The sequence below is a fragment of the Leptolyngbya sp. O-77 genome (genome assembly GCF_001548395.1).
Taxonomy (GTDB): domain Bacteria; phylum Cyanobacteriota; class Cyanobacteriia; order Elainellales; family Elainellaceae; genus Thermoleptolyngbya.
This window is the reverse complement of the sequence record NZ_AP017367.1, coordinates 2,754,535-2,779,584: the sequence shown is the minus strand read 5'-3', so window position 1 is coordinate 2,779,584 and position 25,050 is coordinate 2,754,535. Positions and strand designations below refer to the sequence as shown.

General features: G+C 53.7%; 22 protein-coding genes. 5 read left to right on the top strand and 17 right to left on the bottom strand.

From position 1 onward, the window contains the following. Positions 1–27 precede the first annotated feature (27 nt). Both O77CONTIG1_RS11830 and acs read right to left on the bottom strand, forming a co-directional pair. Positions 28–507, bottom strand: a complete 480-nt coding sequence (locus O77CONTIG1_RS11830; protein WP_286132697.1) for a cyanophycinase — start codon at positions 505–507, stop codon at positions 28–30. Between the two features lie 349 nt (positions 508–856). Continuing rightward, positions 857–2,824, bottom strand: a complete 1,968-nt coding sequence (acs, locus tag O77CONTIG1_RS11825) for an acetate--CoA ligase (protein ID WP_068510816.1) — start codon at positions 2,822–2,824, stop codon at positions 857–859. Positions 2,825–3,051: 227 nt separating this feature from the next. On the opposite strand from acs, the gene O77CONTIG1_RS11820 reads away from it, so the two are divergent. Then, positions 3,052–3,762: a Uma2 family endonuclease gene (locus O77CONTIG1_RS11820; RefSeq protein ID WP_068510815.1), complete on the top strand. Its 711-nt coding sequence runs from the start codon at positions 3,052–3,054 to the stop codon at positions 3,760–3,762. Positions 3,763–4,029: 267 nt separating this feature from the next. Here O77CONTIG1_RS11820 and O77CONTIG1_RS11815 read toward each other — a convergent pair whose 3' ends face one another. Then, entirely contained in the window at positions 4,030–4,860 is an 831-nt protein-coding gene (locus O77CONTIG1_RS11815) for a sterol desaturase family protein (RefSeq protein ID WP_068510813.1), read from the bottom strand. Between the two features lie 147 nt (positions 4,861–5,007). Between O77CONTIG1_RS11815 and O77CONTIG1_RS11810 the strand changes: the two genes are divergently transcribed. Continuing rightward, entirely contained in the window at positions 5,008–6,384 is a 1,377-nt protein-coding gene (locus O77CONTIG1_RS11810) for an 8-oxoguanine deaminase (RefSeq protein WP_068510811.1), read from the top strand. Between the two features lie 73 nt (positions 6,385–6,457). Here the strand turns inward: O77CONTIG1_RS11810 and O77CONTIG1_RS11805 are convergent, their stop codons facing one another. From O77CONTIG1_RS11805 to pssD, 11 genes are all read right to left on the bottom strand, one after another. Further along, positions 6,458–7,378: a glycosyltransferase gene (locus tag O77CONTIG1_RS11805; protein ID WP_068510810.1), complete on the bottom strand. Its 921-nt coding sequence runs from the start codon at positions 7,376–7,378 to the stop codon at positions 6,458–6,460. Between the two features lie 118 nt (positions 7,379–7,496). Continuing rightward, positions 7,497–8,786: an oligosaccharide flippase family protein gene (locus tag O77CONTIG1_RS11800; RefSeq protein ID WP_068510808.1), complete on the bottom strand. Its 1,290-nt coding sequence runs from the start codon at positions 8,784–8,786 to the stop codon at positions 7,497–7,499. A 9-nt stretch (positions 8,787–8,795) separates the two neighbouring features. Further along, positions 8,796–10,106 carry an O-antigen ligase family protein gene (locus tag O77CONTIG1_RS11795; RefSeq protein ID WP_068510806.1) on the bottom strand — a complete coding sequence of 437 codons (1,311 nt, stop codon included), beginning with the start codon at positions 10,104–10,106 and terminating at the stop codon, positions 8,796–8,798. 74 nt (positions 10,107–10,180) lie between these two features. Beyond that, positions 10,181–11,266, bottom strand: a complete 1,086-nt coding sequence (locus O77CONTIG1_RS11790) for a polysaccharide biosynthesis/export family protein (RefSeq protein ID WP_225894568.1) — start codon at positions 11,264–11,266, stop codon at positions 10,181–10,183. Further along, on the bottom strand, positions 11,263–13,518 hold the full coding sequence (locus O77CONTIG1_RS11785) for a GumC family protein (RefSeq protein WP_068510802.1): 2,256 nt from the start codon (positions 13,516–13,518) through the stop codon (positions 11,263–11,265). The genes O77CONTIG1_RS11790 and O77CONTIG1_RS11785 overlap by 4 nt, the downstream gene beginning before the upstream one ends. A gap of 595 nt (positions 13,519–14,113) precedes the next feature. Beyond that, positions 14,114–14,248 (bottom strand): hypothetical protein, encoded by a 135-nt coding sequence (locus O77CONTIG1_RS26835; protein ID WP_286132283.1) that lies wholly within the window; start codon positions 14,246–14,248, stop codon positions 14,114–14,116. Positions 14,249–14,345: 97 nt separating this feature from the next. Next, positions 14,346–14,774: a glycosyltransferase family 2 protein gene (locus tag O77CONTIG1_RS11780; RefSeq protein ID WP_172799674.1), complete on the bottom strand. Its 429-nt coding sequence runs from the start codon at positions 14,772–14,774 to the stop codon at positions 14,346–14,348. 77 nt (positions 14,775–14,851) lie between these two features. Beyond that, positions 14,852–15,772 (bottom strand): glycosyltransferase family 2 protein, encoded by a 921-nt coding sequence (locus O77CONTIG1_RS11775; protein WP_068510799.1) that lies wholly within the window; start codon positions 15,770–15,772, stop codon positions 14,852–14,854. Between the two features lie 18 nt (positions 15,773–15,790). Further along, a complete protein-coding gene (locus O77CONTIG1_RS11770) occupies positions 15,791–16,846 on the bottom strand; it encodes a glycosyltransferase family 2 protein (protein WP_068510797.1) in 1,056 nt (351 codons plus the stop codon). A gap of 56 nt (positions 16,847–16,902) precedes the next feature. Further along, positions 16,903–17,430: a glycosyltransferase gene (locus O77CONTIG1_RS11765; protein ID WP_068510795.1), complete on the bottom strand. Its 528-nt coding sequence runs from the start codon at positions 17,428–17,430 to the stop codon at positions 16,903–16,905. A 71-nt stretch (positions 17,431–17,501) separates the two neighbouring features. After that, positions 17,502–17,954 (bottom strand): PssD/Cps14F family polysaccharide biosynthesis glycosyltransferase, encoded by a 453-nt coding sequence (gene pssD, locus O77CONTIG1_RS11760; protein WP_068510793.1) that lies wholly within the window; start codon positions 17,952–17,954, stop codon positions 17,502–17,504. Between the two features lie 726 nt (positions 17,955–18,680). Here pssD and O77CONTIG1_RS11755 point away from each other — a divergent pair. Both O77CONTIG1_RS11755 and O77CONTIG1_RS11750 read left to right on the top strand, forming a co-directional pair. Continuing rightward, positions 18,681–18,965 carry a hypothetical protein gene (locus O77CONTIG1_RS11755; protein WP_156435184.1) on the top strand — a complete coding sequence of 95 codons (285 nt, stop codon included), beginning with the start codon at positions 18,681–18,683 and terminating at the stop codon, positions 18,963–18,965. Between the two features lie 328 nt (positions 18,966–19,293). Beyond that, positions 19,294–21,384 carry a M3 family metallopeptidase gene (locus O77CONTIG1_RS11750; RefSeq protein WP_068510789.1) on the top strand — a complete coding sequence of 697 codons (2,091 nt, stop codon included), beginning with the start codon at positions 19,294–19,296 and terminating at the stop codon, positions 21,382–21,384. 142 nt (positions 21,385–21,526) lie between these two features. Here the strand turns inward: O77CONTIG1_RS11750 and O77CONTIG1_RS11745 are convergent, their stop codons facing one another. Next, entirely contained in the window at positions 21,527–21,805 is a 279-nt protein-coding gene (locus O77CONTIG1_RS11745) for a hypothetical protein (protein WP_068510787.1), read from the bottom strand. A 322-nt stretch (positions 21,806–22,127) separates the two neighbouring features. On the opposite strand from O77CONTIG1_RS11745, the gene O77CONTIG1_RS11740 reads away from it, so the two are divergent. Further along, the gene (locus tag O77CONTIG1_RS11740) at positions 22,128–22,784 is read left to right on the top strand and encodes an esterase/lipase family protein (protein ID WP_068510785.1); all 657 of its coding nucleotides are present in this window, start codon (positions 22,128–22,130) and stop codon (positions 22,782–22,784) included. Between the two features lie 429 nt (positions 22,785–23,213). On the opposite strand, the gene O77CONTIG1_RS11735 is transcribed toward O77CONTIG1_RS11740, so the two are convergent. Continuing rightward, positions 23,214–23,567: a phenylpyruvate tautomerase MIF-related protein gene (locus O77CONTIG1_RS11735; RefSeq protein ID WP_068510783.1), complete on the bottom strand. Its 354-nt coding sequence runs from the start codon at positions 23,565–23,567 to the stop codon at positions 23,214–23,216. 150 nt (positions 23,568–23,717) lie between these two features. Beyond that, complete coding sequence (locus tag O77CONTIG1_RS11730; protein WP_156435182.1) at positions 23,718–25,040, bottom strand: tetratricopeptide repeat protein; 1,323 nt, start codon at positions 25,038–25,040, stop codon at positions 23,718–23,720. Positions 25,041–25,050 lie beyond the last annotated feature (10 nt).

Genomic DNA, 25,050 nt, shown 5'->3' with positions numbered 1-25,050 from the left:
GCGTGGCCTGGAGGCGATCGCCCGTCCCTAGCAAACGCAAGAACGAGTATCCAGATTAAACCGATAGCCGTGTGGCAAAATGTGCAGCTTTGCGCCGCAGAGGGCCAGTGGTTCATCCATCAGCAGTTCATCCACGTTGTTGTGCGTTAGCTCCGACACATCGACGATGGTGACCGATCCTTCGCCAATTATCTCGACTTCGTGGGCATTGATCACAATCGCCGTGTTTTCGTCAATGCCAAACCCCAGAATGGCTGGCTGTTGCGCCACAGCCGACAGCAAGCGACCAATCCGGCCGCGCTGGGCAAAGTGCTGGTCGATCACCACGCCCGGAAAGAAGCCCATGCCGCGATCCATCTTGGCAGATTCGGGACGGGGATTGCTCTCGCCTTCTCCTTCCACAATCATCATGTCGGGCATCATCGCGGCTCCGGCACTGGTTCCGGCGATCACCACCCCTTCGGCAAACCGCTGGTGGAGCGCCGCATCTAGCTCGGTGTCTTTCAGACACTCTGTAATGCGGGCCTGATTGCCACCCGTAAAGAAAACGCCCGTAACCTGCTGACCTCAACTACTTGGGTCGGTCTCACGACCGCAAAATTTACCTATAGCAACAACTGAAACTGTTTTTGCACCTTCCTCTCTTACTCAAATTTCGCCAGGAACTTATTCCTCTAGTTCCAGCAGCGCTGGCATCTCTGCCTCACTCGATTTGATTGACAACTATCCTCAAAGCGTCCCAAACTCTATCGAGTGAAATTGAACTAGATAAGCTCTTGGCCAGGTACGGCAGGATACTTTTAGTAGAAGTTGTAGTAGAAGTTGCGCTGATAGAGTTTTATGTCGAGATTCTGCTCTACGCACCTTCCCGTAGCCTATCCAGCACCGAGCGATCTTCTAGCGTGGAGGTGTCGCCAGAGATTTCCTGGCCCGCCGCGAGCGATCGCAGCAGTCGCCGCATGATCTTCCCTGAGCGCGTCTTGGGCAAAGCATCGCTAAAGCGGATCTCGCCAGGGCGGGCCAGCGCACCAATTTCCGCTACAACGTGCTGCTTCAGTTCGGCAACCAGTTCTTCACTGGGCGTGACGTTGCTTTCCAAAGACACAAACGCCACGATGTCTTCGCCCTTGATCTCGTCTGGTTTACCTACCACAGCAGCTTCTGCCACCGCCGGATGCGACACCAGCGCCGACTCGATTTCCATCGTGCCCAGGCGATGCCCCGACACGCTGATCACATCGTCCACCCGGCCCATCACCCAGAAATAGCCGTCCTCATCCTTGCGTGCGCCGTCGCCTGCAAAGTAGAGATACTGACCATCTTTGGGGGGGATATGCTCCCAGTAGGTGCGGCGGAAGCGATCGTCGTCGCCGTAGACCGTCCGCATCATGGACGGCCAGGGGTGCTTCACCACCAGATAGCCACCTTCGTTCGCAGGGACGGGATTGCCCTCCAAATCCACTACGTCGGCCAGAATGCCGGGGAACGGGCGCGTCGCAGAACCGGGCTTGGTGGCGATCGCCCCTGGCAGCGGCGTAATCATAATCCCCCCCGTCTCCGTCTGCCACCAGGTATCCACAATCGGGCAGCGCTCGCCACCGATGACGCTATGATACCACATCCACGCTTCCGGGTTGATCGGCTCGCCCACCGTGCCCAATAGCCGCAGCGACGACAGATTGCGGGCGCGGGGATGGTGTTCGCCCATCTTGATAAAGGCGCGGATCGCCGTCGGCGCGGTGTAGAAAATCGTCACGCCATATTTCTCGATCACGTCCCAAAAGCAGCCCGGATTCGATGCCCGTGGCGCACCCTCATACATCACCGTTGTCGCCCCGTTCGAGAGCGGCCCGTAGACAATGTAGCTGTGCCCCGTAATCCAGCCCACGTCGGCCGTACACCAATACATATCGGTATCTTGCAGGTCAAAGATCCACTTGGTCGTCATGTGGGTGTAGAGGTTGTAGCCAGCGGTCGTGTGAACCACGCCCTTCGGCTTGCCCGTGCTGCCGGAGGTGTAGAGGACAAACAGCAGGTCTTCGCTGTCCATCGGCTCCGCAGGGCAATCCGCCGACACGCCCTGGCGCAGGTCATGCCACCAGTGGTCGCGCCCCGCCTGCATATGCACCTTTTGCTTTGTGCGCTCCACCACCAGCACATTGTCCACGCTGGGGCAGACCCCGCCCTCCAGCGCCTTGTCCACCTGCTCCTTCAGCGGCACGATGGCATCTTTGCGCCAGCCGCCGTCTGCCGTGATTACGAGCTTGGCTTGGCCATCATTCAGGCGATCGCGCAACGCTTCTGCGCTAAACCCGCCAAAGACGACCGTATGGGGCGCACCAATGCGGGCACAGGCCAGCATGGCGATCGCCGCTTCGGGAATCATCGGCATATAGATCCCGATCACATCGCCTTTTTTCGCGCCCAGTTGCTTCAGCACATTGGCAAACTGGCAAACCTCACGATGCAGTTGGGCATAGGTGAGCGTGCGCGAGTCGCCCGGTTCGCCCTCCCAGATCAGCGCCGCCTTGTTCTTGCGCCAGGTCGTTAAGTGGCGATCGAGACAGTTATAGGAGATATTAATCTTGCCACCCACAAACCATTTGGCAAAGGGCGGCTGCCAATCCAGCACCGTCTGCCACTTCTCACCAGTGCAGTTCCTTTGCGCCAGCTCCGCCCAAAACTTTTGCGGGTCGGCCGCTGCCCGTTCATAAAGCTGCTCGTATTCTTCCAGCGTCTTGATATGCGCCTGCTGAGAAAACGCGGCAGGCGGCAAAAACTGGCGGTCTTCGTGCAGGATAGATTCAATCGTGGGATTTGACATACGGTCTTGGGGTGCAGTCGGTGGACTATCTATCGCAATTTGATCGCTGACTATTCAAAGCAGCAATCAGGCTATTCAAAAACCATACGGGTTTTGCTGTCTCCTGTGACAGACCCTACACGTTCCTTTAAGGTTTTCGGTAAGGCTTGCGGCTGCAACTCGCCCCCCCTACACCATCCCAACCCTCTGAACGCTACACTGAACGCCATCCCCTTGCCCCTCTCATCATGTCGGTTGCCAAAGATCAAGACCCCGCCATTGAGCAACCCCAACTCGACCCGCCGTTAATCGTCCCGCTGGGCAATCTCTCCAGCCACGAACCGCCCTTAGAAAGCTCACTGCATCTTCAGCAGCTCATTCTCTTGCTGACCTCCCTCAACTGGCTCTGGCAAGACCGCACCGACTACTTCGCCGCAGGCAACCTGACAATCTACTACAGCCCCAACCAGCGCAAGTCTGAGGATTTTTGCGGGCCGGACTTTTTTGTCGTGCTGGGAACCGAGCGCCGCCCGCGCAAAAGTTGGACGTTGTGGGAAGAAGACGGCAAATATCCCAACGTGATTGTGGAATTGCTGTCGGACTCGACCGCCAGCGTGGATCGGGGGCTAAAAAAGGAGATTTATCAAGACACCTTTCGGACGCTGGAATATTTCTGGTTTGATCCTGTCAGCCTTGAGTTTGAAGGATTTTCGCTGGTACGCGGACGCTACGAGCCGATTGCGCCCAACGACCAGGGGCGGCGATGGAGCGACCAGCTTCAGCTATTTCTGGGTGTTCACGACGAACAGCTTCGGTTTTTTCGACCCGACGGCAGCCTAGTGCCCACGCCCGAAGAAGCAGCGCGGATAGAACAACAGCGGGCAGATATGGAGCAGCAGCGGGGCGATCGCCTCGCCACAAAGCTCCGAGAACTGGGCATCGACCCAGATGCCCTGTAGCGCTGCGAGAGATCGCTAAACGCCTCGCAAGCCCCCGGTCTGACAATCCAAAATTGCCAATCTAAACTCCAAAATCAAACCTTAGTGCTTTGTCCAAGCCTAATTCTAGGGTTGACCCCTCAGTTCGTAGTCGGCGCTTTAGCGCTAAAGCGCTCACTACAAACCCTAATTTCTGCTTTAGCGCTAAAGCGCTCACTACAAACCCTAATTTCTGCTTTAGCGCTAAAGCGCTCACTACAAACCCTAATTTCTAACGTTGACGCAGCACTAGACCTCGTTCGGCTGACTGCGATTCGATCTGCCCAGCCACCGCCGCAGCGGGTAGAGCAAATGCGCTCCCAGGTTTTCGGGAATTGGCTTGCCACAAATGCCAAAATTGTGGGGCTGCTGTCCCTGGGGCAGATAGAAAGTGTCAAACATCAGGTCGTAGATCGGAAATAGCCCCGCAAAATTGCAGCCCAGTCCGGCTTCTTCTCGTGTGTGGTGCCAGCGGTGAAAGGCAGGGCTGGAGATGAGATACCCCAGCGGGCCATAGGTCCAGCGAACGTTGGCATGAATCAGCGCCACGTAGCTAGACAGGAAAATGGTGTACATTTCAACAGCCACGGGCGAAAAGCCCAGAATCAGCAGCGGCGATGCCTGACACACCCGCGAGATGATGTCATTCACCGGGTGCAGCCGCACCGCCGTCAGCCAGTCCATCGTTTCCGCGCTGTGGTGGACGGCGTGATAATCCCATAGCGGCTCGGCGTGTTGCAAGCGATGCGTCCAATAGCCGATGCCGTCGCCCACCACAATCATAATCAAGCCCTGCACCCACAGCGGCAGTTGCGCCGCCCAGCCGTAGCCCGTCAGCACGCTTTGCCAGTCGAGCGATCGCCCCAATAGCAGGTACACGGGCAGGAGGCATAGGGCGATCGCCCCCATGCTGAGAACCTGAATCACCATCGGCGTTAGGAACCAATAAAAGCTATCCAGCCAATAGCCCCGTCGAAATCTGGGTTGCTCAGGAATACTCGCAAAAAAGCGTTCCAAGATGCCAAACAAGACCGTCAAAACCAAGTAAAGAACTAGCGCTCGAAGGAACCGATCTTGCATGACTTGCGTTCCACTGAAAACTGCTTATCGAAACTACTAATTGACCCTCGCGGAACTGTCAAGTCGAACCAAAAACCGCTCTTTAAGATACGGTTCCGGGTTGCCATATCTACGACGATTGGAGACACGACCTACCCCTCCTTTGCTATGGCTACCCTTCTCGTTCAGAACATTCATACCCTCGTTACCCATGATGATCAGCGGCGCGAGATTCGCGGTGGGGCGCTGCTGGCAAGGGACGGCGTGATTGAGCGGGTCGGCACGACGGCAGAACTGGCGGCTGATTCCACTGTGGCGGCGGACGAGGTGCTGGAGTTGGGCGATCGCCACATCGTTCTGCCTGGACTGGTCAACACGCACCACCATTTCTACCAATGCCTGACGCGGGTGATTCCCGGCGCACAAAACGGCACCTTGTTTGACTGGCTGACAACGCTCTATCCCATCTGGGCAAACCTGACGCCGGATGCGATTTATGTAAGTACTCAGATGGCGATCGCCGAACTGATGCTGTCGGGCTGCACCACCGCCAGCGACCATCTCTACATCTTCCCCAACGGCTGCACGCTGGATGACGAAATCCGCGCCGCGCAGGAGATGGGGCTGCGGTTTCATCCCTGCCGGGGCAGCATGAGCGTCGGCAAAAGTCAGGGTGGGCTGCCGCCGGACTCGGTGGTGGAGTCGGAAGCGGCGATTTTGCAAGATTCCCAGCGGCTGATCGAGCAATATCACGACAATGAGCGCTACGCCATGCTGCGGATTGTCCTGGCTCCCTGTTCGCCGTTTTCCGTATCGCCCGACCTGATGCGCGAGTCGGCGGCGCTGGCCCGCAGCTACTCCGGCGTGCGCCTGCACACCCACCTGGCGGAAAACAAGTCCGACGTGGACTACAGCCTCAACACCTTTGGGATGCTGCCGGAAGACTATGCCGCGTCGGTGGGCTGGTTGGGCAGCGACGTGTGGCACGCCCACTGTGTGCAGCTTGACGAGCGGGCGATCGCCCAGTTTGCAGCAACCGGCACAGGCGTTTCCCATTGCCCCAGCAGCAACACCCGCCTGGCCAGCGGCATCGCCCCCATCCGCGCCATGCTGGATCAGGGCGTGCCCGTCAGCCTGGGAGTGGACGGCTCCGCGTCGAACGATACCGGAAACCTACTGCAAGAAGCCCGCCTCGCCTTTTTGCTGGCGCGGGTGCGGGGCAACCTGGCGGCCGACATGACCGCCCGCGAAATGCTAGAGGTGGCAACGCTGGGCGGGGCGCGGGTGCTGGGGCGCGATGACATTGGGGCGATCGCCCCCGGCATGGCCGCCGACTTCATTGCGATCAATCTCGACCGGCCCCAGTTTGCCGGAGCGCTACACGACCCGGTTTCGGCGCTGGTGTTTTGTCAGTGCGATCGCGTCGATTACAGCTTTATCCAAGGCAAAAAGGTGGTGGATCAAGGACGACTCGTGCCCGTCGAGCTAGAAACCTTAGCAGAAAAGACCAACCAAATCGCCCAAAGTCTGGTTGGGTTGCCGTAGTCAAACTTGTTGATTAAAGTTGATTGAATCCCATTAATTTAGCGCCATTCAACCAATTACCTGAGCAAAAAGTTTAGAGGCGATCGCCACTTTCAATCAGCATTGGAACTGGCTTTCGCAATCCTTTAATCTCACCCAGCGCCCATCCTAAATCATTTACCCAATCAACCAATAGATTGAATTGAACTGGAAAACCTAGTTGTTTAAGCAGCCAGAGCGGACAGCCTCGGATGAATAAAATAGCAACTTCTATTTGCTTCCGAATAATCGGCAACTTGCCTCGCGGTGAACCATAGCAGCGGCGAATAATATTAGACTCCTCTGCCCATTTTTGCTGCTGGTTAAAAATGTCTCGCAGCGAGTGGCGGAGTCGATAGTGCATCACTGCGTCTGGGACAAATTGTGGAACAATGCCCGCCCGCTGCGCTCGATAGCAATACTCCACATCAAAGCCATAGTTAAAGTGAGAGGAAAACTCGCCTAGTTTCTCATATAAACTGCGACGAAATCCAAATGAACAGCCCCAAGCAAAATAGTAGTAGGGGTAGCAACCCTGGCGGGGCATTGCTGTTTCCTGGAGCCGAGCGCCCACTGGCCCTAGCATCGAAGCAGGGTTTAGCTGGCGATAATCCAGCCGAGCCACAACGAATTCATGCTCTTGAAGTGCGCGTCCCATCGACATCAGCCAGCGATCGCCCACTTCATCATCTGCCTCACAAAGCACAAATGCATCTCCAGTCGCAGCACGCAGGCCGGTGTTATAAGAGTGCCACGCGCCCAGGCGAGGAGACGAAAAATCGTGGGCATCAACAATCTTTAACTCCGGCAATCGGTGGCGATATTGCTCAACAATTTGCATCGACTCATCTGTTGAGCCATTGTTAGAAACAATAACTTCCCAGCCCTCGTTCCACTGTTGTCGGGTCAGCGCTTCTAGCTGAACCGCAATCGTTTTTGCTCCGTTAAAGCAGGGAAGAATTACACTAATCTTCATAGCTACTTGCGACTAAACTGATAGTTTTTTACGACTAGATGCTTACAGCAATGTTTACAATGTCATCCCAGAATAAAATCTTGCAAGGCTGCCAGTCAGATTGATCCATTGCTCCTGATTAACTAGAGCCTGATCTGACTTGTTTTCGATGAAACATATAGATAAGAACCCATAGAACAATCGCCAAGAATGAGTCAGAAATCAGGGTAGAGAAGGCGGCTCCTTGCCACGAATACATCGGAATGAGCCATAGATTCAGCAAAGAGTTCAAGACCGCAATTCCGGCCTGAAGACTGCTTCTCCAACCCTGTAATCCTGCGCCCGTTAAAGTATCTGCTGCAAAAAGCTGAACAGACTTCAGAAAAATCAGAGGAGAAAGCCACCTCAGCGCCGAAACTGCATCGATATAACTCTCTCCCAAAACCAGAGGCACCAGCGGCGCACAGATCCACAGCCCAAGGCTGGCGATCGCCCCATAGGTTGCAGCCGTCGGCACAATCTTTCGCGCAAAGCTCAGGCTGCCCGCAATTCCTTGAGCGCCGCTGCGGAAGAACTGAGCATAGCAGGCTCCCAGCAATGCACCGACCGGAATCAGCCCAACCTCAATAATGCGATAGGCTGCGCCATAAATCCCAGTCGCGTTCAAGGTAGACATCGAAGCCAGCATTGTCTTGTCGATGTCGTTATAGATCGTCTGAGACGATAAATCAACGGAGAAATAAAACCCATCCTTAATTTCTGACTTCATCAGTCCCAATTGCGGCTTGGGGCGACCCAAATGGCGCGAGACTAGCCAAATGCCAATTAACGCTGTCACCAATCGACTGGTCAGATAAAGAAGCCCCCAGATCATTGCAGTGGCAGACTGATCTAGGAAGAGCAGGCAGGAAGCTGCAACCAATCCGTTGATGCTCAGCAAGATATTCAGTTGTGCATCTAGCCCAAACAAATCGGTGGAGAGAAATGCTTTCAATGCAGCGTCATGGAATCGCGCAAAAATCAGTTCTGCCAAACCGATATATAACAACAATAGCCAGGGAAAGTGAACAGGCAGCACGAACTGATTCAGAATCAGCAATGAAACAATAAGCGTGCTGCCGAGGGCAAGAGTAATCCATAAAGCATTGCCCAAATAGGCTTGAAGCAGGCTCCTATCCCGCGAGACGTGCTTCACAAGAATATGCGTCGATCCCCAAGTGGAAAATGGGACGGTGATTTTCACCAACGCCATTACGCCTACAAACAGCCCGTACTGTTCAGTACCAAGCGATCGGGCAATAATCAGGAAATAGGCAGACTGTAGAAACAGGCTTGAGATGCGGGCTGCAATTTTCCAGAGGGTTCCCCGAATAACCGGGCTTTGGAGAGACTTGGATAGGCGCGATCGCACAGAATTGAGAGTTCCCATTGGCTAATTTCACTGCGCCGATGTAGGTCTGAGTTGCAAAGGAATGACCGACTCAAACGAGTCAGTCTCATCCGTTTGAGGCTGGACGGGTTCGCTAGGCATCAACCTCGATAGGGCGATCGCCACATAAAGCACCCAGAAAAAATCATTAGCCCGCATAAGCGAGGTTTCAGGTAGATTCGAGAGAATCATGAACATCAAAAACGGAAGCGGCCAGATAAACTCAATTCCTGATGTATTTCTCAAGCACTTTAGGTAGTAAAAGAAATTAAATATATAGCCGACTAAAAACACAAAAAGTCCGACAAGCCCCAACTGTAAAATCAGGTCTAAAAACCCGTTGTGGGCATCCGGAGTCAGCCAGCCTTCGGCTCTAATGACGGGGGCTGATGGCCCCTCAAGACCATTCCAAAAAGCCTGATACCCATATCCCAGCCAGGGACGTTCTTTAATGACATCAATGATTGATAACCAGAGGGTCGTTCTTCCAGTGAAGGTCATATCCTTACCCAGGATATCCACCACAATGGTTTCCAAGTTGCTAACCACCCAGGCAGAAATTGTGCCGCCAACAATCGCAATTGTGCCCAACGAAATGACGAGCAGGTGATATTGCAGCCTAAACAATCGACAAGCAGCAATGACAGCCCACATTGCCAAAACATTCACTAATGCCCCCCGTGAGGTAGAGAGCAGCAGCAGCATAAACGAAAGCCCTAATCCGCTGGCAATCCAAAACTTTGCTTTCGGTTTATCCATTAGCAGCAGCATAAACACTGCGCTGCTCAGAGTCATGATCTTGCCGAAATTATTCTTATGGGTGTAGATCCCTCTCCAGGCTCCGGCATGAACCCCACCCATGATCCCATATTTAGGTAAAAGCACTGCATAGACCAAGCTCAGTCCGATGATCAGGGCAAAAGTCCAGCCCAGCATATTGAGCTGTTGCTTGAGCGTATAGCGCGTCGCGAAATAAATCCCTAATAACGTGGAACCTGTAAACGAAATTGAGCGTGATAGCGTTGTTTTGGGAATCTCAGACCAAAAGTATGAACATAGAACAAGCGCGAGGATAATCCAGATAAATCGATCTCGCTGAAGAATGTAGACAACTTTTCTCCAGCGGATGGCGAGAAGTAGCCCAACAATGAGATAGGTGAGCAAGAAAAGATTTCTCGTCAGTCCGAAATCAGGCTCAGCGATTTGCTTATCTCCTTGGCTAAAACCTCCCGACAAAATAACGTTCAGCGGTCCACCAGAATGGAGCAAAAGTGCGATCGCAGTGAACGCTTTCTCTAAAAAATCGAGAGGTTTTTTCATGACTGAATGGATTCTGAAATGAACGCCAATCGCTCCTGAAAAGACTATCCAGCCTCACATCAAACAAGCCAGATTTATAACCCTAGAATTCGCAAAATTAGCCCAAGCGGATTGAAAATGCGTCCGGCAAAATCAGCAACTGATGCGGCAGTTTGCTTGGGCACTACAATCACATCCCCTTCCTGCACCTGATAGCTGTCAGTCAGGTTGCGGAGGTCGATCTCCCGGCGTTCAATTTGTCCCTGATCATTCATGCGGATGAAGTTCACCTGGCTGAGGCGGGCATCTTCGGTGGGGCCGCCAGCGATCGCCACCGCACTTGACAGAGAACTATTCGGCGGTACCTGTACTTCACCGGGGCGCGTCACCTCGCCCACTACGCGCACTCGCACGGTCGCAGGAGCCAGGCTAGATCGGGCAATCTGTCGTCGATCGAGCGTTGCATCGGCGGCAAGTTGGGGCACCAGCACCACATCGCCATCTTGCAGCAGCGGATTGTTGGCGTTGGACTCGGCCCAAATACCATCCCACAGGTTAATAGTGAGCGTTGTGGTGCTGCCGCTGGGGAGCGATCGCCGCACCAGCACTTGCCGCAAATCTGCATGGGTCGTAATGCCCCCCGCAGCGACTAGCGCCGCACTCAGCGTGGGCAGGCTTTGCTGAGGATTGTTGCCATTCGTGCCATTGCGCGGATTGTCAAGCTGAATCGGACCGGGTCGCTGTACCTCACCCGTCACCGTCACGAACACAGGGCGCAGGGTCGTCAGACTCACCGCCACAGACGGGTTGACCAGATAATAGTTCAGCCGAGTGGTGAGGTTGCGAGTGAGCGAGTCGATGGTTTGCCCTGCCACTGGCACCACCCCGATCACAGGCAGCGTAATCGTGCCGTTGGGGGCGATCACCCGCGTTCCGGTATATTCATCAAAGCCCAAAACTGTAATCGCCAGTTCATCGCCAGGGCCAAGAATATAGTCGGAAGGCAGCGCCAGGAAGGGGGACGCGGGGCTGGCTGCAAGGGAGTTTTGAGCGAGAACAGCGGTCGGGGCCGCTAACCCGCCAAGGGACAGGCTCAGGGCGATCGCCGAACCGCGAACCACCGCTTTAGAAACAACGGCTTTGGAGATAGATGCTGCTAAAGATGCCGCTGAATGTGTCACGATGCGACCTCCAGGTTGGACGATTCTTGAGATTCGGCAGACTGCCCATTTTGGCTGTGCTGCTCAATGAGAAAGAGTTGCTCAAAACTGGGCACAGACTTGACGGGTTTGGCAAAGGCGACTTCCTGGGTCAGGGCAAAATAGCGGTTGGGGTTGCGAATCGGGGCAACGCCATTAGCCACAATCCCCAGCACATGAGGTCTGGCGAGATTGAGCAAACTGCGAGTCGCTTTCAAATCTTCTACATCCGTCGTCGGCCGCACCACCAGCAGCATCCCATCCGTCAGCTTGCCCAAGGTGGACGCATCCGCTGCACCAGAGAGGGCTGGCGTGTCAAAGATCACTACGTCGTATCGCTGACCCATCGCCGCAATCACAGGAAGGAGCTTTTGAGGGGTGGGCGCAGTAGGCGTGGAAGATGCTAGATTGCCTGCCGCCAGAAGTTCCAGATTTGGAGCCACTGGCTGGATGGTGTCGATTAACTCGGCCCGACCCTCCAGCACCTCTGCCAGACCAACCGATCCATTGACGTTCCACAGTTGGTGCTGGGTCGCATGGTGAAAATCCGCATCTACCAGCAACACGGTTTGCCCGGCCTGGGCGATCGCCATTGCCAGATTCGCGGCCACCTGAGACTTGCCTTCCTGCGGCACGGAACTGGTAACCACTAGCGTTTTCAGTCCAAATTCCGAATCTAGCAGTCCCAGGTTAGACTGCAACACGCGATAGGCATGGTGAATATCCGCATACTGAGAGCCGCTTTGCTGCATCGGTAGAATGTCTTGCCGCCTGCCAGCCTGTTTCCAGTTCGGCACAACCCCCAGTAGTGGGTAATGGAGCAACTGCTGAGCATTGGGGATTGTTTTGACAGAGCGATCGAGCAAATCCACCAGGAATGCCGTCACGGTTCCCATCGCTGCTCCCAGCAGCAGCCCACCCAGCAGAATCAGCTTTTTGCTAGACGCAGCAGGCTTTTCAGGCACCAGAGCAGCCGAAATTACCCGCACGTTGTCAATCGTCTGATCCTCTGCCACCTGTACTTCTTGCAACCGCTGGAGCAGCGATTCATACGTGCCTTGCGCTGCGGCCAGTCGCCGCTCCAGTTCGCGCTGGGTCGCCTCTAGCCGAGGAATCGTTACCGCTCGGCTGCGCTGCTCTGCCTGTAGCCGCGCTAACTCAGCAATCTGGCTGCCTAGCGCGACGCGCTCCACCTCTGACTGCACCAAGTTCGCTGTCAAATCTTGAGCCAGCGCCCCCATCTGGATATCCCGCTCCGACACCCGACTTTGCCCCACTAGCTGAGCGACTCGCCCCTGGAGTCGTTGCCGCAGCAGTGCTTCTTGCCGCTCTAGCGTGGCAATGGTGGGGTGAGTCGGCCGATAGCGGGCCCGTTCCAGGTCAAGCTGTCCCTGGATTTGTTGAAGCTGGGAAAAGACCTCCTGAATCGCGGGAGACTGACTCAACGCAGTCGCGGTCACGGCCTGCTCAGGAGACATTCTCAACTGCTGCTGCAATTCGCGAGAGCGGGTCGTCGCATTCACAAACTGCGTCCTGACCCTTGCAATTTCATCATCCAGGCGCTTCATAGCTTTGACCGTCTCGCGGGATTCTTCATCCAGCAAAATTACCTGGTTCTGCTCTTTAAAGCGTTGCAGCGCGACTTCAGCTTCCCGCACTGTGGCTTCGGTTCTGGGCAGTTGCTCTGTGATGAATTTGCGAGCGGCGGCAGCGTCGGCTTGATTCGTTGCAATGTTATTGTTGCGGTAAGCCTGAATCACCTTGTTGACAACGGCTGCTGCTCGCTCAGGGTCTTCGTCCTGATAGCCAACCTCAATCATGTCGGTGCCAGGAATTGGCTTAACCGTTAACACCTCAAGAAACCCCACCGGGCTAAGGGGTTGTCCTTTATCATCGGTGAGCTTGAGATCGGCGATCGCCGCTTCAGCAATCGGCAATGACCGAATCGTTTCCACCTGAGTCACAATGGGGTCAGTCTCTGAACCAACAGCGCTCTGTCGGCTAATAGCGGTTGCACCTGTTGTATCCAATCCTATCAAGGAAGAGGTGCGGTCAATTTTCACGAGAACCCTACCAGCGGCGATATAGCTGGGCTGTTGCGACAGGGCCGCCAGGGTTGACAGCACCGCAACCGTGCTAAACATTCCAACCGCAGGCAGCCATCGCCGCTTCAGAACCTGTGCATAGCGTTGCAGATCGATATCGACTTCTTCTCGAAAAGATTGAGTACTCATGAGACTCCCAAAGAGCAATACAGCCAGCAGCGCACTAACTGAAAAAGCGCTCCAAATCTGAAGACTGCAATCGTAGAATTACGCAGGCTTTAGAGCAATTCAACCGAGCGCAATCTATCAGGCATTCGCATCAGCACCCCGGATTCTTGAAACTAAGTTCTGATATCAAAACAGTCGATTGTGCCCATCTCAAAGATTTCTTCTAGACTCTTTTCTAAGATCTTTTGCTTCGCTGAGCGAGGCTCAATCCGGCAGCAGACGACCACTTTTTAATTACTTCTCCAGTCTAGACGGCTCAGGCAACGAGCCGCATCTGCCTTCACACTAGCTTCTGCCAATCATCAAGACTTGATAAACTTATGGGCTGCCAATCACTAGTCAGACAGCATCAATCGATGGGCTTCAAAAAAGCGATAAAGACGAAGCCGAAATAGGATTAAAATCGCTCTCAATCGATCTTCCAGGCGGCTGAGTTTTTTGGAGTTGAGAATCACCAGAGCATGCGGCAGAGCAGAGAGAAGGACAACCCAGTTCCGCATCATCCACAAGATATATCCCAATCGACGCTCGCGAATAAGATGATAGCTCTCACGAGTCAATCGCTGCCATTTTCGAGCCAGTTCAGCCCAAGTTCGTCGTGCTGGATGCCCGACACAGACATCGTCTTGATAAACAAGAGAATAGCCAGCGGCGATCGCCCGATGGCACCAGTCCATATCTTCAGAAACACCCTGACGAAACCCACCCACTACATTGAAAAACTTCTCTAGAAACCCACAGATTTGCGGTTTACAGAAAATTGCTTTTTCAGGACATAGGACTGATTATTAAAATGCAAAAACAGACTCGAAAGCTTCTACAGGATGAGGATCATCCGGATTATTCAAAAGAAGCCGGACGCGACCCCCTACAAGCTTGGCTTGCTTCATCGCTCTCAATCCATTTTCAAGCCAGTCCTCTGAGGGCTGACAGTCAGAGTCTATGAATGCCAAAATTTCGGATTGGGATACTAAAACCCCTGCGTTTCTTGCTTCTGCCGCGCCTTGAATCGGGGCAGAAATTACTTTTGCTTTGCGATTGGTCATCTCTGCAACGACGCTGCATACAGCATCCAAACCCAGACTCGAATTATTATCAGCCACAATAATTTCAAATTGATCCAGTGGTAGCGTCTGGTTCATCAAGCAGCTCAGACAAATTTTCAGATTTTCCAAGTCATTGAAATGTGGGATGACAACAGAAATTCGAGGATTCATAGTTTTTGCGTCCACAGCCTGCCACAAGCTGTCTTGATGATGATTTTCCAAGTTCAAAGCTGCTCCAAAGCCACTTTCTACACCTTGTGAATGGTCTTATATTCCTGATACGTGAGGCCTAAAAGCCCAGCCAAGCGACCAGCACCCCGAAAGATTCTCAGCAGCGATGCGATCGCCAAACGCTTTTGGATCAGCCCTAACGGAATGGTCATCAGTCCATAAATCATTTGGAGCAATGCCTTAGCGCTAGATAACAGACGAATGTGAATGGACGGCTTTGCTTCTTTTTCCCAGATGGAATAGCTCAAACAACTGCGATAGCCCCGTTGCAAAATCCATCGCACCGTAGTACGGCTATTAGGAATCCACTCATAAACAATCGCTTCATTAGCCCAAACCAACTTTTTTCCTGACTGATGAAGACTCCGAAAGAAGTAGGAGTCTTCGCCGCCCGTCAACGCAAACCGCTCCTGAAAAATGTTTTTCTGATCCTTGACCAACTCTGCTCGCATCAGGACATTGTTGGTGTAAGCCGCCTCCAAAAGATGCCCCGTTGGATAGCGTCGGTTTTCAAAAAAGCGACCTCGAATTGCCCAGGTCGGTGCGTCAGTCCGAAAATGGGGGAGAACCGGCCCATGCACCACATCTGCTTGATGCTGGATTTGGGTCAATAAAAGTTGCTCTAGCCAGTCCGATTCGGGAACTTCATCATCATCAATGAAGGCAATGAAATCGCTGTCTGAAGGAGCAGTGGCGATCGCCCGGTTTCGAGCATAGGAAATCCCGCGACGCGGCTCAATGCAAGCTGTTAAATTCCAGGGATAATCTGGGGATAACTGATTGCAAAAGCGAAACGCCTGTCCTGATTCATCGTTGTCCACTACCACGACATGAATCTCAGGTTGAAGCTGCTTAAACTCCAGTTTTCTCAGCCCTTCTAAAAGACGCTTTAAGCCTTCAGGTCGTTGATACGTGATGACGCAAATAGTGACCCGCATAACAGGCTCCTCACAAACCTAGCTGGTGGCTGTTCTAATCTGTTTTACAAGCTTGTCTACAAATCGAGGGCGAGATTTTCCTAATAGAAACCAGGCGATCGCAGGCTTTGCCAACGCCACAGGCAGATAGCCTACCCATAGAAACCACAGGCTCAAAATAAGCTTGCGTTTCCTGGAATAGGTGGAATATTTCCAAACCGCCCAAAATCCCTTCCAGGCAAGCATCATGCAAGAATCTGTTGGATATAGATGCCCCCGGGGATCAACCTTGAGCGAAACCAGTCGATCGGTCAAATGCAGGGTGTCCTTCAAGCCGGGATCACCATCGAGCGATCGCCCTACACCCTTTGCCGTTCCAGCGATCGCCTGATATCTCAAACGGTCATGCTGCAATGATTTCCGAAAGCGAGAAACGTCGATTTCCTGACTAGACGCAGCCCAAAGATTTTCACCATGCTTCCGGCGAACTCCAATTGGAGTTTCAATTGCAAATACCTGACCATAAAAAGGCGAAACAGACACCAAATAGCCATCCGCAGAAATCCGAAAGTCCGCTTCGGGAATGGGTAAAATTTTTTCCAGCACCATCCGACTAAAGCTAGTGCCGCTGGTCACGGTGGTGTTATACCGCCCTTTTGTGAGCAATAGAGGTGTCACATCTCCCGTGTTAAAAGCAATCTCCGGTGCAGGATACAGGTCAATGTAATTTCCCTCTGCATCTCGTGATTCCAATCGAGCCTGCATTTGGGCAATACCGGGCATCCATTGAGAAACAATCGTATCCACTGCATGAGGAAAGAAGTAATCATCTGCATCCAGGAAGACGATAATTTCTCCCTTGCTGACTCGAAATCCTGCATTCATTGCAGAGGCCTGTCCGCCATTTGGCTTTAGAACCGGAACAATGCGATCGCCATAGCCCAGAATAATCTCTCGTGAGCCATCCTGAGAGCCATCATCAACGACAATTACTTCTATTTCAGAATAGGTCTGGTTAAGGCTGCTATCGATAGCCTGGCCTAGAAAACGAGCGTAATTGTAGTTGTTGATAATAATGCTGACCCGCAGGCGCATCCTGCTTGCTCCTGTCTTATCGAGAAATTGGGGGCACAAAACTCAGAGAATTCGGTTCAGACCGTCTCTAGGCAGCTAGCCTGCTTAAAAGCCATCTCTTTCAGCCCTGGATACTTTGCAATGAGATGATCTGCCAACCTAGGCCCATTAAACAACTGCCCTCGGAACGGTGGCGGCGGATTTAGCACAAACTGTCGAAGCTCATCCAAGGCTAAACAGTGTTTGACCCCAAATCGCTGCATACTCTTAGCGAATAAAAGCTGATGATCATCAATATGCTCCTCAAAGCGGGCCAGTCGCGGCAACAAAACAAAGCTAGCCTGTTGCGAGGCCAACATCCGCGTTGAACCTTGACCTCCATGAGAAATTACTAATCTGGCTTCTTTGGTCAAAGCAATTAACTTTTTAGGCTCAATTGTCTTGACTGTTGTTGTATGCGGGTGGCTATCAACTAGAGATGTATCGGTGACCCCACTTTGAATAAAAACAGGTTCAGAGATAACCTGCTGCTCTAGCAGAACGTGTAGCCAGGTAATCGCTCTATCGAAGGAGTATGGAATCGTACCAAGAGTGAGAATAATCATCGTACTCTGGAATCTTCAGGAACAACTTAGAAATCACTAAACGAGAATGACCGAGAGTGTTTTATTTAGAGTCAAGCCACCGTTCCTCTAAAGATTGCTCTTGGATATTTTTCGGTCAACTCTTGCCACTGAACATAAAATTCATCGGCGAGCGGGTAAATGAATTTACCAGACAGGCTCAGTTCATCTGAACGAGAAATGCTCTCTACATACAAAAATCGAATTCCTAACAGCTTGGACAGAATTGCGAAATTTACTGCCACACTTGCACCTGTTGAAAGCACCATATCAGGGCGCTCTAGAAGCAGAACTTTCAAAGATCTAGGCAGGTTTATTAGAAAACGCTTCCAGTCTCTTGGTCCCTGATAGGGTAACCAGCAAACTCGCTCATTCAGGTTGTTTAGGAGACTCGTATCTTTCTTGAAATCCGTCACCCAAACTCTTTCATGCTGAGACCAAAATGATTCCATATCTCTCATGGTGGAGAAATGACCGCCAGATGTGCAAACGAGCATTAATTTCATAGAAGCTGAGCCTAACTAAGCTAGCAGTTTCTGACACCGCAGGATCCGAAAAGATGTGTGGGCTATGGTGAATTTCTTCTTAAAAGCCGTCACTCAGAGCATTTCAAGGCATTAAAGGGTGGATTACCCTTTGGAAATCACTGAGATACCATGAGGGATGCTGGTAAGTTCACTGAACTCGTCCATTTCAGGATAACAAGATGAGAGTTGACACTTACAGCGAATAGATTCTCAACTTACAAAGAATTCAAACTTTGATTGGAACTCATGAAGGGCTTACGCAAACTTTAAAGATGTCCCTAATTTATAAAGATTTGGTAGGCAAAAGTATCTGCTTCTATCCGAAGATTTCAGGATCTGGAGGCGTTTTGGGTGCCTTTTTGCTTGTGCTTCATATACGAAACATCGACTGTGCGGACTTCGTATTTTTTTGGTGAAACTCAGTATTTTTTCTGGTGAGAGGAGCTTAAATTCTGGTCTGTCCGCAGGATTGAACTCGGTGATTTTTTGCAGAGCAGACGGCCGATGTCAGCGGATGTTGACTGGGGCAACCGCGCTCTGATTTAAGGGTGTTATAATGGTCGTGTGATCCTGAACGGTAGCGTAGGGCACGGAAAAAGATTCGGACATGCCCTTCCTATGCATTGCTTTTGGCATTGCCTTTGAGGTGGTGATGGTGACAGGTTTTGAAGTGCCTCCCTAAGGTAATTGTGGAGGTTTTTTGGTATGAAATGGTTCACCCGTAAGTTCGGCGAGTTCTTTGCGTGGGAGTCTTATCGGCATCGAGAGCCGGGAGACAGGGCGGCGATCGCCCTCGATTTGCCCACGGTTCCCTTTGCGACAGGGATGGCGATCGCCCCGCGTGCGCTGGCGTGGTTTTTCTTGAAAGACAGCACCCTAGAGCAGGCCGTCAGCCACCTAGAGCGCTGCTGGGCTTCGGAACCAGAAGAGGCGGGCTGGGCCGCTTATGCTAAAACAGCATCGACCTACTTCGGGCAGTTTTGGAGCTAGCTGCGGCTGATCTTCTCTGATCTTCCATAGGTTTCAGGTAGGTGTCAGACTAGATCTATAGGTGTCGGGCTGGATCTATAGGTGTCGGGCTGGGCCTTACGATTGAGCCTAGTTTAGAAGAGGGGCGTAAGTGTATGCTTGCGTCCTGTTTTGATTTTTGCAGAAAAACCGATAGATTTCAGGATTGAGCTAGAAAGCTGGATGGCAACTCTGGGGGCGATCGCTTAAGATCGAATGTCTAGGACGGAGTTGATATGACTTCGACCGTGGTTTCTTAACCGTGATTTCTTAAAACTTAGGCACCCCATTCATCCCCCCATTCACTTTTATGATTGCAACTACCGCGAACCCCCTCCTGGCTGGCAAAGGTCTTCCCCCCTTCGACCAGATTCGTCCTGAACACGTCGTGCCAGCCATGACCGAACTGCTGGACAAGGCGACCGATGCCCTGACGCACCTGGAAACAAACACCGAGCCAACCTGGGAAGGACTGATCGAGCCATTGGAAGCCCTGACCGAACCTGTGTTTTGGGCGTGGGGCGTAGTGAACCACCTGATGGGCGTAAAGAATAGCCCGGAACTGCGCGAGGCTCAGGAGTCTATGCAACCGGAGGTTGTCAAGTTTGGGATGCGCGTGAGCCAGAGCAAGCCGCTCTACGAAGGCTATAAGGCGATTCGCAAGAGCGCGGACTGGGGCAGCCTCAGCGAAGCCCAGCAGCGGATCATCGAGTCGTCGATTCGCGAGGCGGAGCTGGCAGGCGTGGGGCTGGAAGGCGAAATGCGCGATCGCTTCAACGAGATCCAGCTTGAGCTAGCGAACCTGTCTACCCAGTTTTCCAACAATCTGCTAGACGAAACCAAGGCCTTTAGCCTGACGCTGACGCAGCCCAGCGAGGTAGAAGGACTGCCACCAACGCTGCTGGCCCAAGCGGCCCAGGCGGCCCGCGCAGCCGGGGCAGAAGCCGCCACGCCCGAAGCAGGGCCCTGGCGCATTACGCTGGATATGCCTAGCTATTTGCCCTTTATGCAGCACAGCCGCCGTCGCGACCTGCGCGAGAAGCTTTATCGTGCCTACATCACCCGAGCCTCCGCTGGTGACCACGACAATCAGCCGATTATCGACCGCATTTTGACGCTGCGAAAAGAGATGGCGGGCATTCTTGGCTTTGGCAGCTATGCCGAACTCAGCCTGGCCAGCAAAATGGCCCCCAGCGTAGACGCGGTAGAAGATCTGCTGGAATCGCTGCGCGGATCGAGCTATGCCGCAGCCCAGCAAGACCTGGCCGCGCTGAAAGAGTTTGCCCGCAGCCACGACGCACCCGAAGCCGAAGACTTTCAGCCGTGGGATTCGGCCTTTTGGTCGGAGCGGATGCGCGAGGAAAAGTATGCGCTGAATGCAGAGGAACTGCGCCCCTATTTTCCACTAGAGCAAGTGCTGGACGGATTGTTTGGGCTGGCGAAGCGGATTTTTGGAATCGTGATCACGCCTGCGGACGGGGAAGCGCCCGTGTGGCATCCCGATGTGCGCTATTTTCGGGTGAGCGATGAAGACGGTGGGGCGATCGCCTACTTCTACCTCGACCCCTACAGCCGCCCTGCCGAAAAGCGCGGCGGAGCCTGGATGGACTTCGCCATCAACCGCAAGCGCTACGTGGAAGCGGGTGCATCGAAGGTGCGTCTGCCCGTTGCCTATCTCGTGTGCAATCAGTCGCCGCCTGTAGACGGCAAGCCCAGCCTGATGAATTTCTACGAAGTGGAAACGCTGTTTCACGAGTTTGGCCACGGCTTGCAGCACATGCTGACGACGGTCGATTACTCTGGCGCAGCAGGCATCAACAACGTGGAGTGGGACGCGGTGGAACTGCCCAGTCAGTTTATGGAAAACTGGTGCTATGACCGGGCAACGCTATTTAGCCTGGCGAAGCATTATCAGACGGGTGAGCCGCTGCCGGAGGAGTTTTACCAGCGCCTCCTTGCCGCCCGCAACTTTATGAGCGGCAGCGCCATGCTGCGGCAGTTGCACTTTAGCCTGCTGGATATTGAGCTGCACCATCGCTATGTACCTGGCGGAGCCGAAACCCCCAAGGACGTGCGCGATCGCCTCGCCAAAACCACCACCGTCCTGCCGCCCCTACCCGAAGATGCCTTCCTCTGCTCCTTTGGGCACATCTTTGGCGGCGGCTACGCAGCAGGCTATTACAGCTACAAATGGGCCGAAGTCCTCAGCGCCGACGCATTCTCCGCCTTTGAAGAAGCTGGACTCGACAACGAAGCCGCCGTCGCCGAAACCGGCCGCCGCTTCCGCAACACCGTCCTTTCCCTCGGCGGCAGCAAGCACCCGATGGAAGTTTTCAAAGCCTTCCGCGGCCGCGAGCCAGATACGGAACCGCTGTTGCGGCATAACGGGCTGGCAGCGTAGGGTGATGGGAAGAGGGAAGAGGGAAGAGGGAAGAGGGAAGAGCGAAGAGAGAAGAATGAAGAACGAAGAAGTTTCGTTTTTCGTTCTTCATTCTTCGTTTTTTCTGTCCCTCACCCCATCACCCAGTTGCTCCAACCCTATGTCACCCTTGCTGGATCTGCTGCTCTAGCGATCGCATCAGGTTGCAAAACTCCTGTGCCTGGATTGTGCCGCGATCGCGCAGTTCCACCAGGCAGCCTTCAAACGCTCGCCGCATCGACTCTGTAGCAATCCACAGCCGCGCACAGCTAATTGCCTGGACAGGAGTGGTATAGCCCTGGTTTGAAGTAATCGTCATGCCCGTTGGCAGGGTTGCCCGCCAATGCCAGCGATCGCCCTCCATGACTGTTCCGATTGCAATGTCGAAGTAGTTCCAATCCATCTGTTGGGGGAAAGTGCAGGTGTGGGTAACTGAAGCTTTCGTTCCAGCAGCAATTTCCGGGGTTTCAGTTAAAGACGAGTTTAATGTTTTTTTAATATTCTATTCGAGTCAACGTCAATCAGCCAGATTTTCATCTAGCGTTCCCAAAAGCGTTCGATAAAAAAACTGGCATCAGAAATTGGCGTACCAAACTGGCACATCAAACTGGCACATTAGCCCCACAGAGGGCGATCGCCCCCCGCTACCCTTGAAACAGGAAGTTTGCTGTACGGTTCTCTAAAGCTCTAAAAAATCTAAGCCAATCAAGCGCTAGCCTCCCACCATGACCCGCCTTCACGAAATATCCTCTCCATCGGGCGATCGCCATCCGGTCATTTTGGTTCACGGGATCGACGACACCGCCGCCGTGTTTCGCAGGATGGCTCCCTATCTCACCTCGCAGGGCTGGCAGGTTCACCACCCCAACCTGACACCCAGCAACGGCGACGTAGGGCTGGATGTGCTGGCAGCACAGCTTGCCGACTATGCCCAGCAGGTAATCCCGCCAGGGCAACCTTTCGATCTGGTAGGCTTTAGCATGGGCGGCATCATCAGCCGCTATTTCGTGCAGCGCCTCGGCGGGCTAGAGCGCGTGCGCCGCTTTGTCACCATCTCCTCGCCCCACTGCGGCACCTGGACGGCCTACCTGCGCCCCAACGTCGGAGCCAGCCAGATGTCCATCAAAAGTCCCTTTCTATGCGACCTCAACCGCGATGTGGACTGTCTGGAACAGCTAAACTTTACCTCCATCTGGACACCGCTAGATTTAATGATCTTGCCCGCCCGCAGTTCTTGTCTGGGCGTGGGGCGCGAAGTGGTGCTAAACGTGCCCGCCCACGCCTGGATGCTCAGTGATCCCAGAAGCTTAAGGGCGATCGCCCAGGCCCTATCAGAGCCGCTGCGTTCTGTCGCCAGCAGTGTGGAATCAGTCTCGACCTAGACACCTCGCATGATCGTGTTATGACTCGTCGGATTCGAGGCTTTGCAACTCCCCCAGGGCTATACCAAAAGTGGATGCTTTAGCGGCATTTGTATGCGTTGAGCGTTTGGCAGGGTGTCAGGGACAGCCCTTTAAGCGACAGTCCTGCGTTTATCATCTCTCAAGTCATAATCCAGCAACACCGATGGCACTGTTGCGGTTCTGGGCGATTTCTTTGTTTCGTAACGCTGGCTATTCCTCCATCAAAAAAGCCATTTGATTGTTCCAGCATGATTTGCTAACCCTGATTTCTTTTATCTAGAGAATCAGCCCTACTCTTCCCTAGGGGGTCTTCTAGAGCATCTCGGCCTGGTTTCCCCTTTTTTAAGGGGCCCTAGATTCGGCAGGTTGGGTTCAGCCGGCTGATTCAGGTCGGCAGCAGGGCGGACATCAGCCAAAGGTCGCCCCGTTCCAGCCCCAGAGATAGCCCTTGGCCTCAGAAAACTCAATGTAGGTGCGGTTTCCGGGCACGCCCAGCGTGGCGCTGATAATCTGGCAAAACTCCTGGCTCATGGACTTGGTTTGGGCGGGGTTGAAGGAACCCACACTTTTCACTTCTACATAGCAAACCGGATCGAGCGTGCCCCCAAAGGTCATGGGCACATCTGACTCAAACGCAGTCATCACATACGATTCGGGCTTGCCTGTGTGCTTTGCTAAGCTGTCAGACAGGGTTTTTAGAAGGTCTTCGACCTCCGTAAGAGCAGGACAAGACACAGAGGTTTGGATTTTGATCAGGGGCATGGCGATTGTGCTGTGGCAGTTCTAAACGACAAACTCAGGTTCTAGACAGCAAACTTGGATTAAGGCTTCCCTCAAGCTGACTCAACGATATCTCAGATACAACCAGAGTTTTCAATGGCAAAAGCGTGCAGACCGATGTGGGCAGGGCTTTTAGCTGCCGCTGAGGGTTTGGATTTGAGCGGTGTATGCACGAACGCGGCTGGCATAGTCGAGCTGCTGCGCCAGAGAAAGGGCGGACTGATAAGCAGCGATCGCCTCTGCGGTTTCGCCCTGAGCCTGGTGCAATTGGGCAATTTTTTCGTAGGCGGTCATGATGCCGTAGGTGTTGTAGGACTGCTGCTCGACCTGAATCAGCGTTTGATAGACCAGTAGCGTATCTGCGGGACGGTTTAGCCCCTCATATAGCGCTGCTAGATGCACCAGTGCCTCGCTAGAGTAGCCATACTGCTGCTGCGCTTGGGCCTGGGTAAAGGCTTCCTGGTAGGTAGTCGCAGCCAGTCCCACACGGCCGATCGCCCGGTAATTGTCCCCCAGCGCAATCTTGAGCGGCGGGATCAGCAGCGGCAGGGGCAGGGCTTCGTATCGCTGCACCAATTCTTGCTGAATGGGAATGGCGCGGTCGGGCATTTTGCCCTGCTGATAGATATAGGCAAGCTGCTGCAAATAGTCCAGTTCTCGAATGCTGTCGTTTCGGGATCGCGCCAGGTTGAGCAAGTCTGTATAGGCGATCGCCGCCTTTTCGTAGTCAAACCAGGCCAGGTGCAACTGCCCCAGGGACGTCAGCACCAACTGTTCAACGGCGCTGTTGCGCTCGGCCCGCGCCTGGGTCAAGAGCTGGTCATAGAGGGCGACGGCTAGCGGCAGGGCCCGCATTTTTTCATAGCCCTGGGCGACGCTGAACAGGAGGCTGTAATCCGGCGGGGCAATCGCCTGCTGCTCTTGCTCGATTTGCTCCAGGCGGGCAGTGATGATTCGGGCATCGGTGCGGCGGTTTTCTCGCCAGGCCACCTCGCCCACCCGCCCCAACGCAGCCACCTCGTCCGCCACGCCCAGCACCCGCCGCAGCCGCAGTTCTCGATACCAGATATCAAACGCGGTGTTTGTCTGCCCTAGCGCATACCGCGCCTCGGCCTGCCGCTGCAAGTCCTCTACCCCCAGCCGTAGGAAGTAAACCTCCAGGGGGCTGAGGGGCCGATCTACGACGGGTCTTGGCAGCAGGGGATCGGGGTCTGTCATCTCTAGCGGGTTGGGCGGAGGTTGGAGCCTCTCCTCTTCCGACGACAAATTTTCGGACGGCGACGGCGCAACCGGGGGCGGCAGGGGCACGATTTGCGCCACCGTTTCCACGGTCTGAGCCGTCGTGGGCAGCGATGGCAGCGTGCCCCACAGGACTCCACAACCGACCATCAGCGCGATCGCCCTCCATTGAGTCTTGTGAGTTTTGGCTTCAGAACCAGGCATAGAAACAGGCATGATTTCACTC

Excerpts from the sequence above, each read along its gene's own strand:
- acs (WP_068510816.1), bottom strand. The coding sequence starts at position 2,824 with ATGTCAAATCCCACGATTGAATCTATCCTGCACGAAGACCGCCAGTTT.
- O77CONTIG1_RS11820 (WP_068510815.1), top strand. The coding sequence starts at position 3,052 with ATGTCGGTTGCCAAAGATCAAGACCCCGCCATTGAGCAACCCCAACTC.
- O77CONTIG1_RS11815 (WP_068510813.1), bottom strand. The coding sequence starts at position 4,860 with ATGCAAGATCGGTTCCTTCGAGCGCTAGTTCTTTACTTGGTTTTGACG.
- O77CONTIG1_RS11810 (WP_068510811.1), top strand. The coding sequence starts at position 5,008 with ATGGCTACCCTTCTCGTTCAGAACATTCATACCCTCGTTACCCATGAT.
- O77CONTIG1_RS11805 (WP_068510810.1), bottom strand. The coding sequence starts at position 7,378 with ATGAAGATTAGTGTAATTCTTCCCTGCTTTAACGGAGCAAAAACGATT.
- O77CONTIG1_RS11800 (WP_068510808.1), bottom strand. The coding sequence starts at position 8,786 with ATGGGAACTCTCAATTCTGTGCGATCGCGCCTATCCAAGTCTCTCCAA.
- O77CONTIG1_RS11795 (WP_068510806.1), bottom strand. The coding sequence starts at position 10,106 with ATGAAAAAACCTCTCGATTTTTTAGAGAAAGCGTTCACTGCGATCGCA.
- O77CONTIG1_RS11785 (WP_068510802.1), bottom strand. The coding sequence starts at position 13,518 with ATGAGTACTCAATCTTTTCGAGAAGAAGTCGATATCGATCTGCAACGC.
- O77CONTIG1_RS11780 (WP_172799674.1), bottom strand. The coding sequence starts at position 14,774 with ATGAATCCTCGAATTTCTGTTGTCATCCCACATTTCAATGACTTGGAA.
- O77CONTIG1_RS11775 (WP_068510799.1), bottom strand. The coding sequence starts at position 15,772 with ATGCGGGTCACTATTTGCGTCATCACGTATCAACGACCTGAAGGCTTA.
- O77CONTIG1_RS11770 (WP_068510797.1), bottom strand. The coding sequence starts at position 16,846 with ATGCGCCTGCGGGTCAGCATTATTATCAACAACTACAATTACGCTCGT.
- O77CONTIG1_RS11765 (WP_068510795.1), bottom strand. The coding sequence starts at position 17,430 with ATGATTATTCTCACTCTTGGTACGATTCCATACTCCTTCGATAGAGCG.
- pssD (WP_068510793.1), bottom strand. The coding sequence starts at position 17,954 with ATGAAATTAATGCTCGTTTGCACATCTGGCGGTCATTTCTCCACCATG.
- O77CONTIG1_RS11755 (WP_156435184.1), top strand. The coding sequence starts at position 18,681 with ATGAAATGGTTCACCCGTAAGTTCGGCGAGTTCTTTGCGTGGGAGTCT.
- O77CONTIG1_RS11750 (WP_068510789.1), top strand. The coding sequence starts at position 19,294 with ATGATTGCAACTACCGCGAACCCCCTCCTGGCTGGCAAAGGTCTTCCC.
- O77CONTIG1_RS11745 (WP_068510787.1), bottom strand. The coding sequence starts at position 21,805 with ATGGATTGGAACTACTTCGACATTGCAATCGGAACAGTCATGGAGGGC.
- O77CONTIG1_RS11740 (WP_068510785.1), top strand. The coding sequence starts at position 22,128 with ATGACCCGCCTTCACGAAATATCCTCTCCATCGGGCGATCGCCATCCG.
- O77CONTIG1_RS11735 (WP_068510783.1), bottom strand. The coding sequence starts at position 23,567 with ATGCCCCTGATCAAAATCCAAACCTCTGTGTCTTGTCCTGCTCTTACG.
- O77CONTIG1_RS11730 (WP_156435182.1), bottom strand. The coding sequence starts at position 25,040 with ATGCCTGTTTCTATGCCTGGTTCTGAAGCCAAAACTCACAAGACTCAA.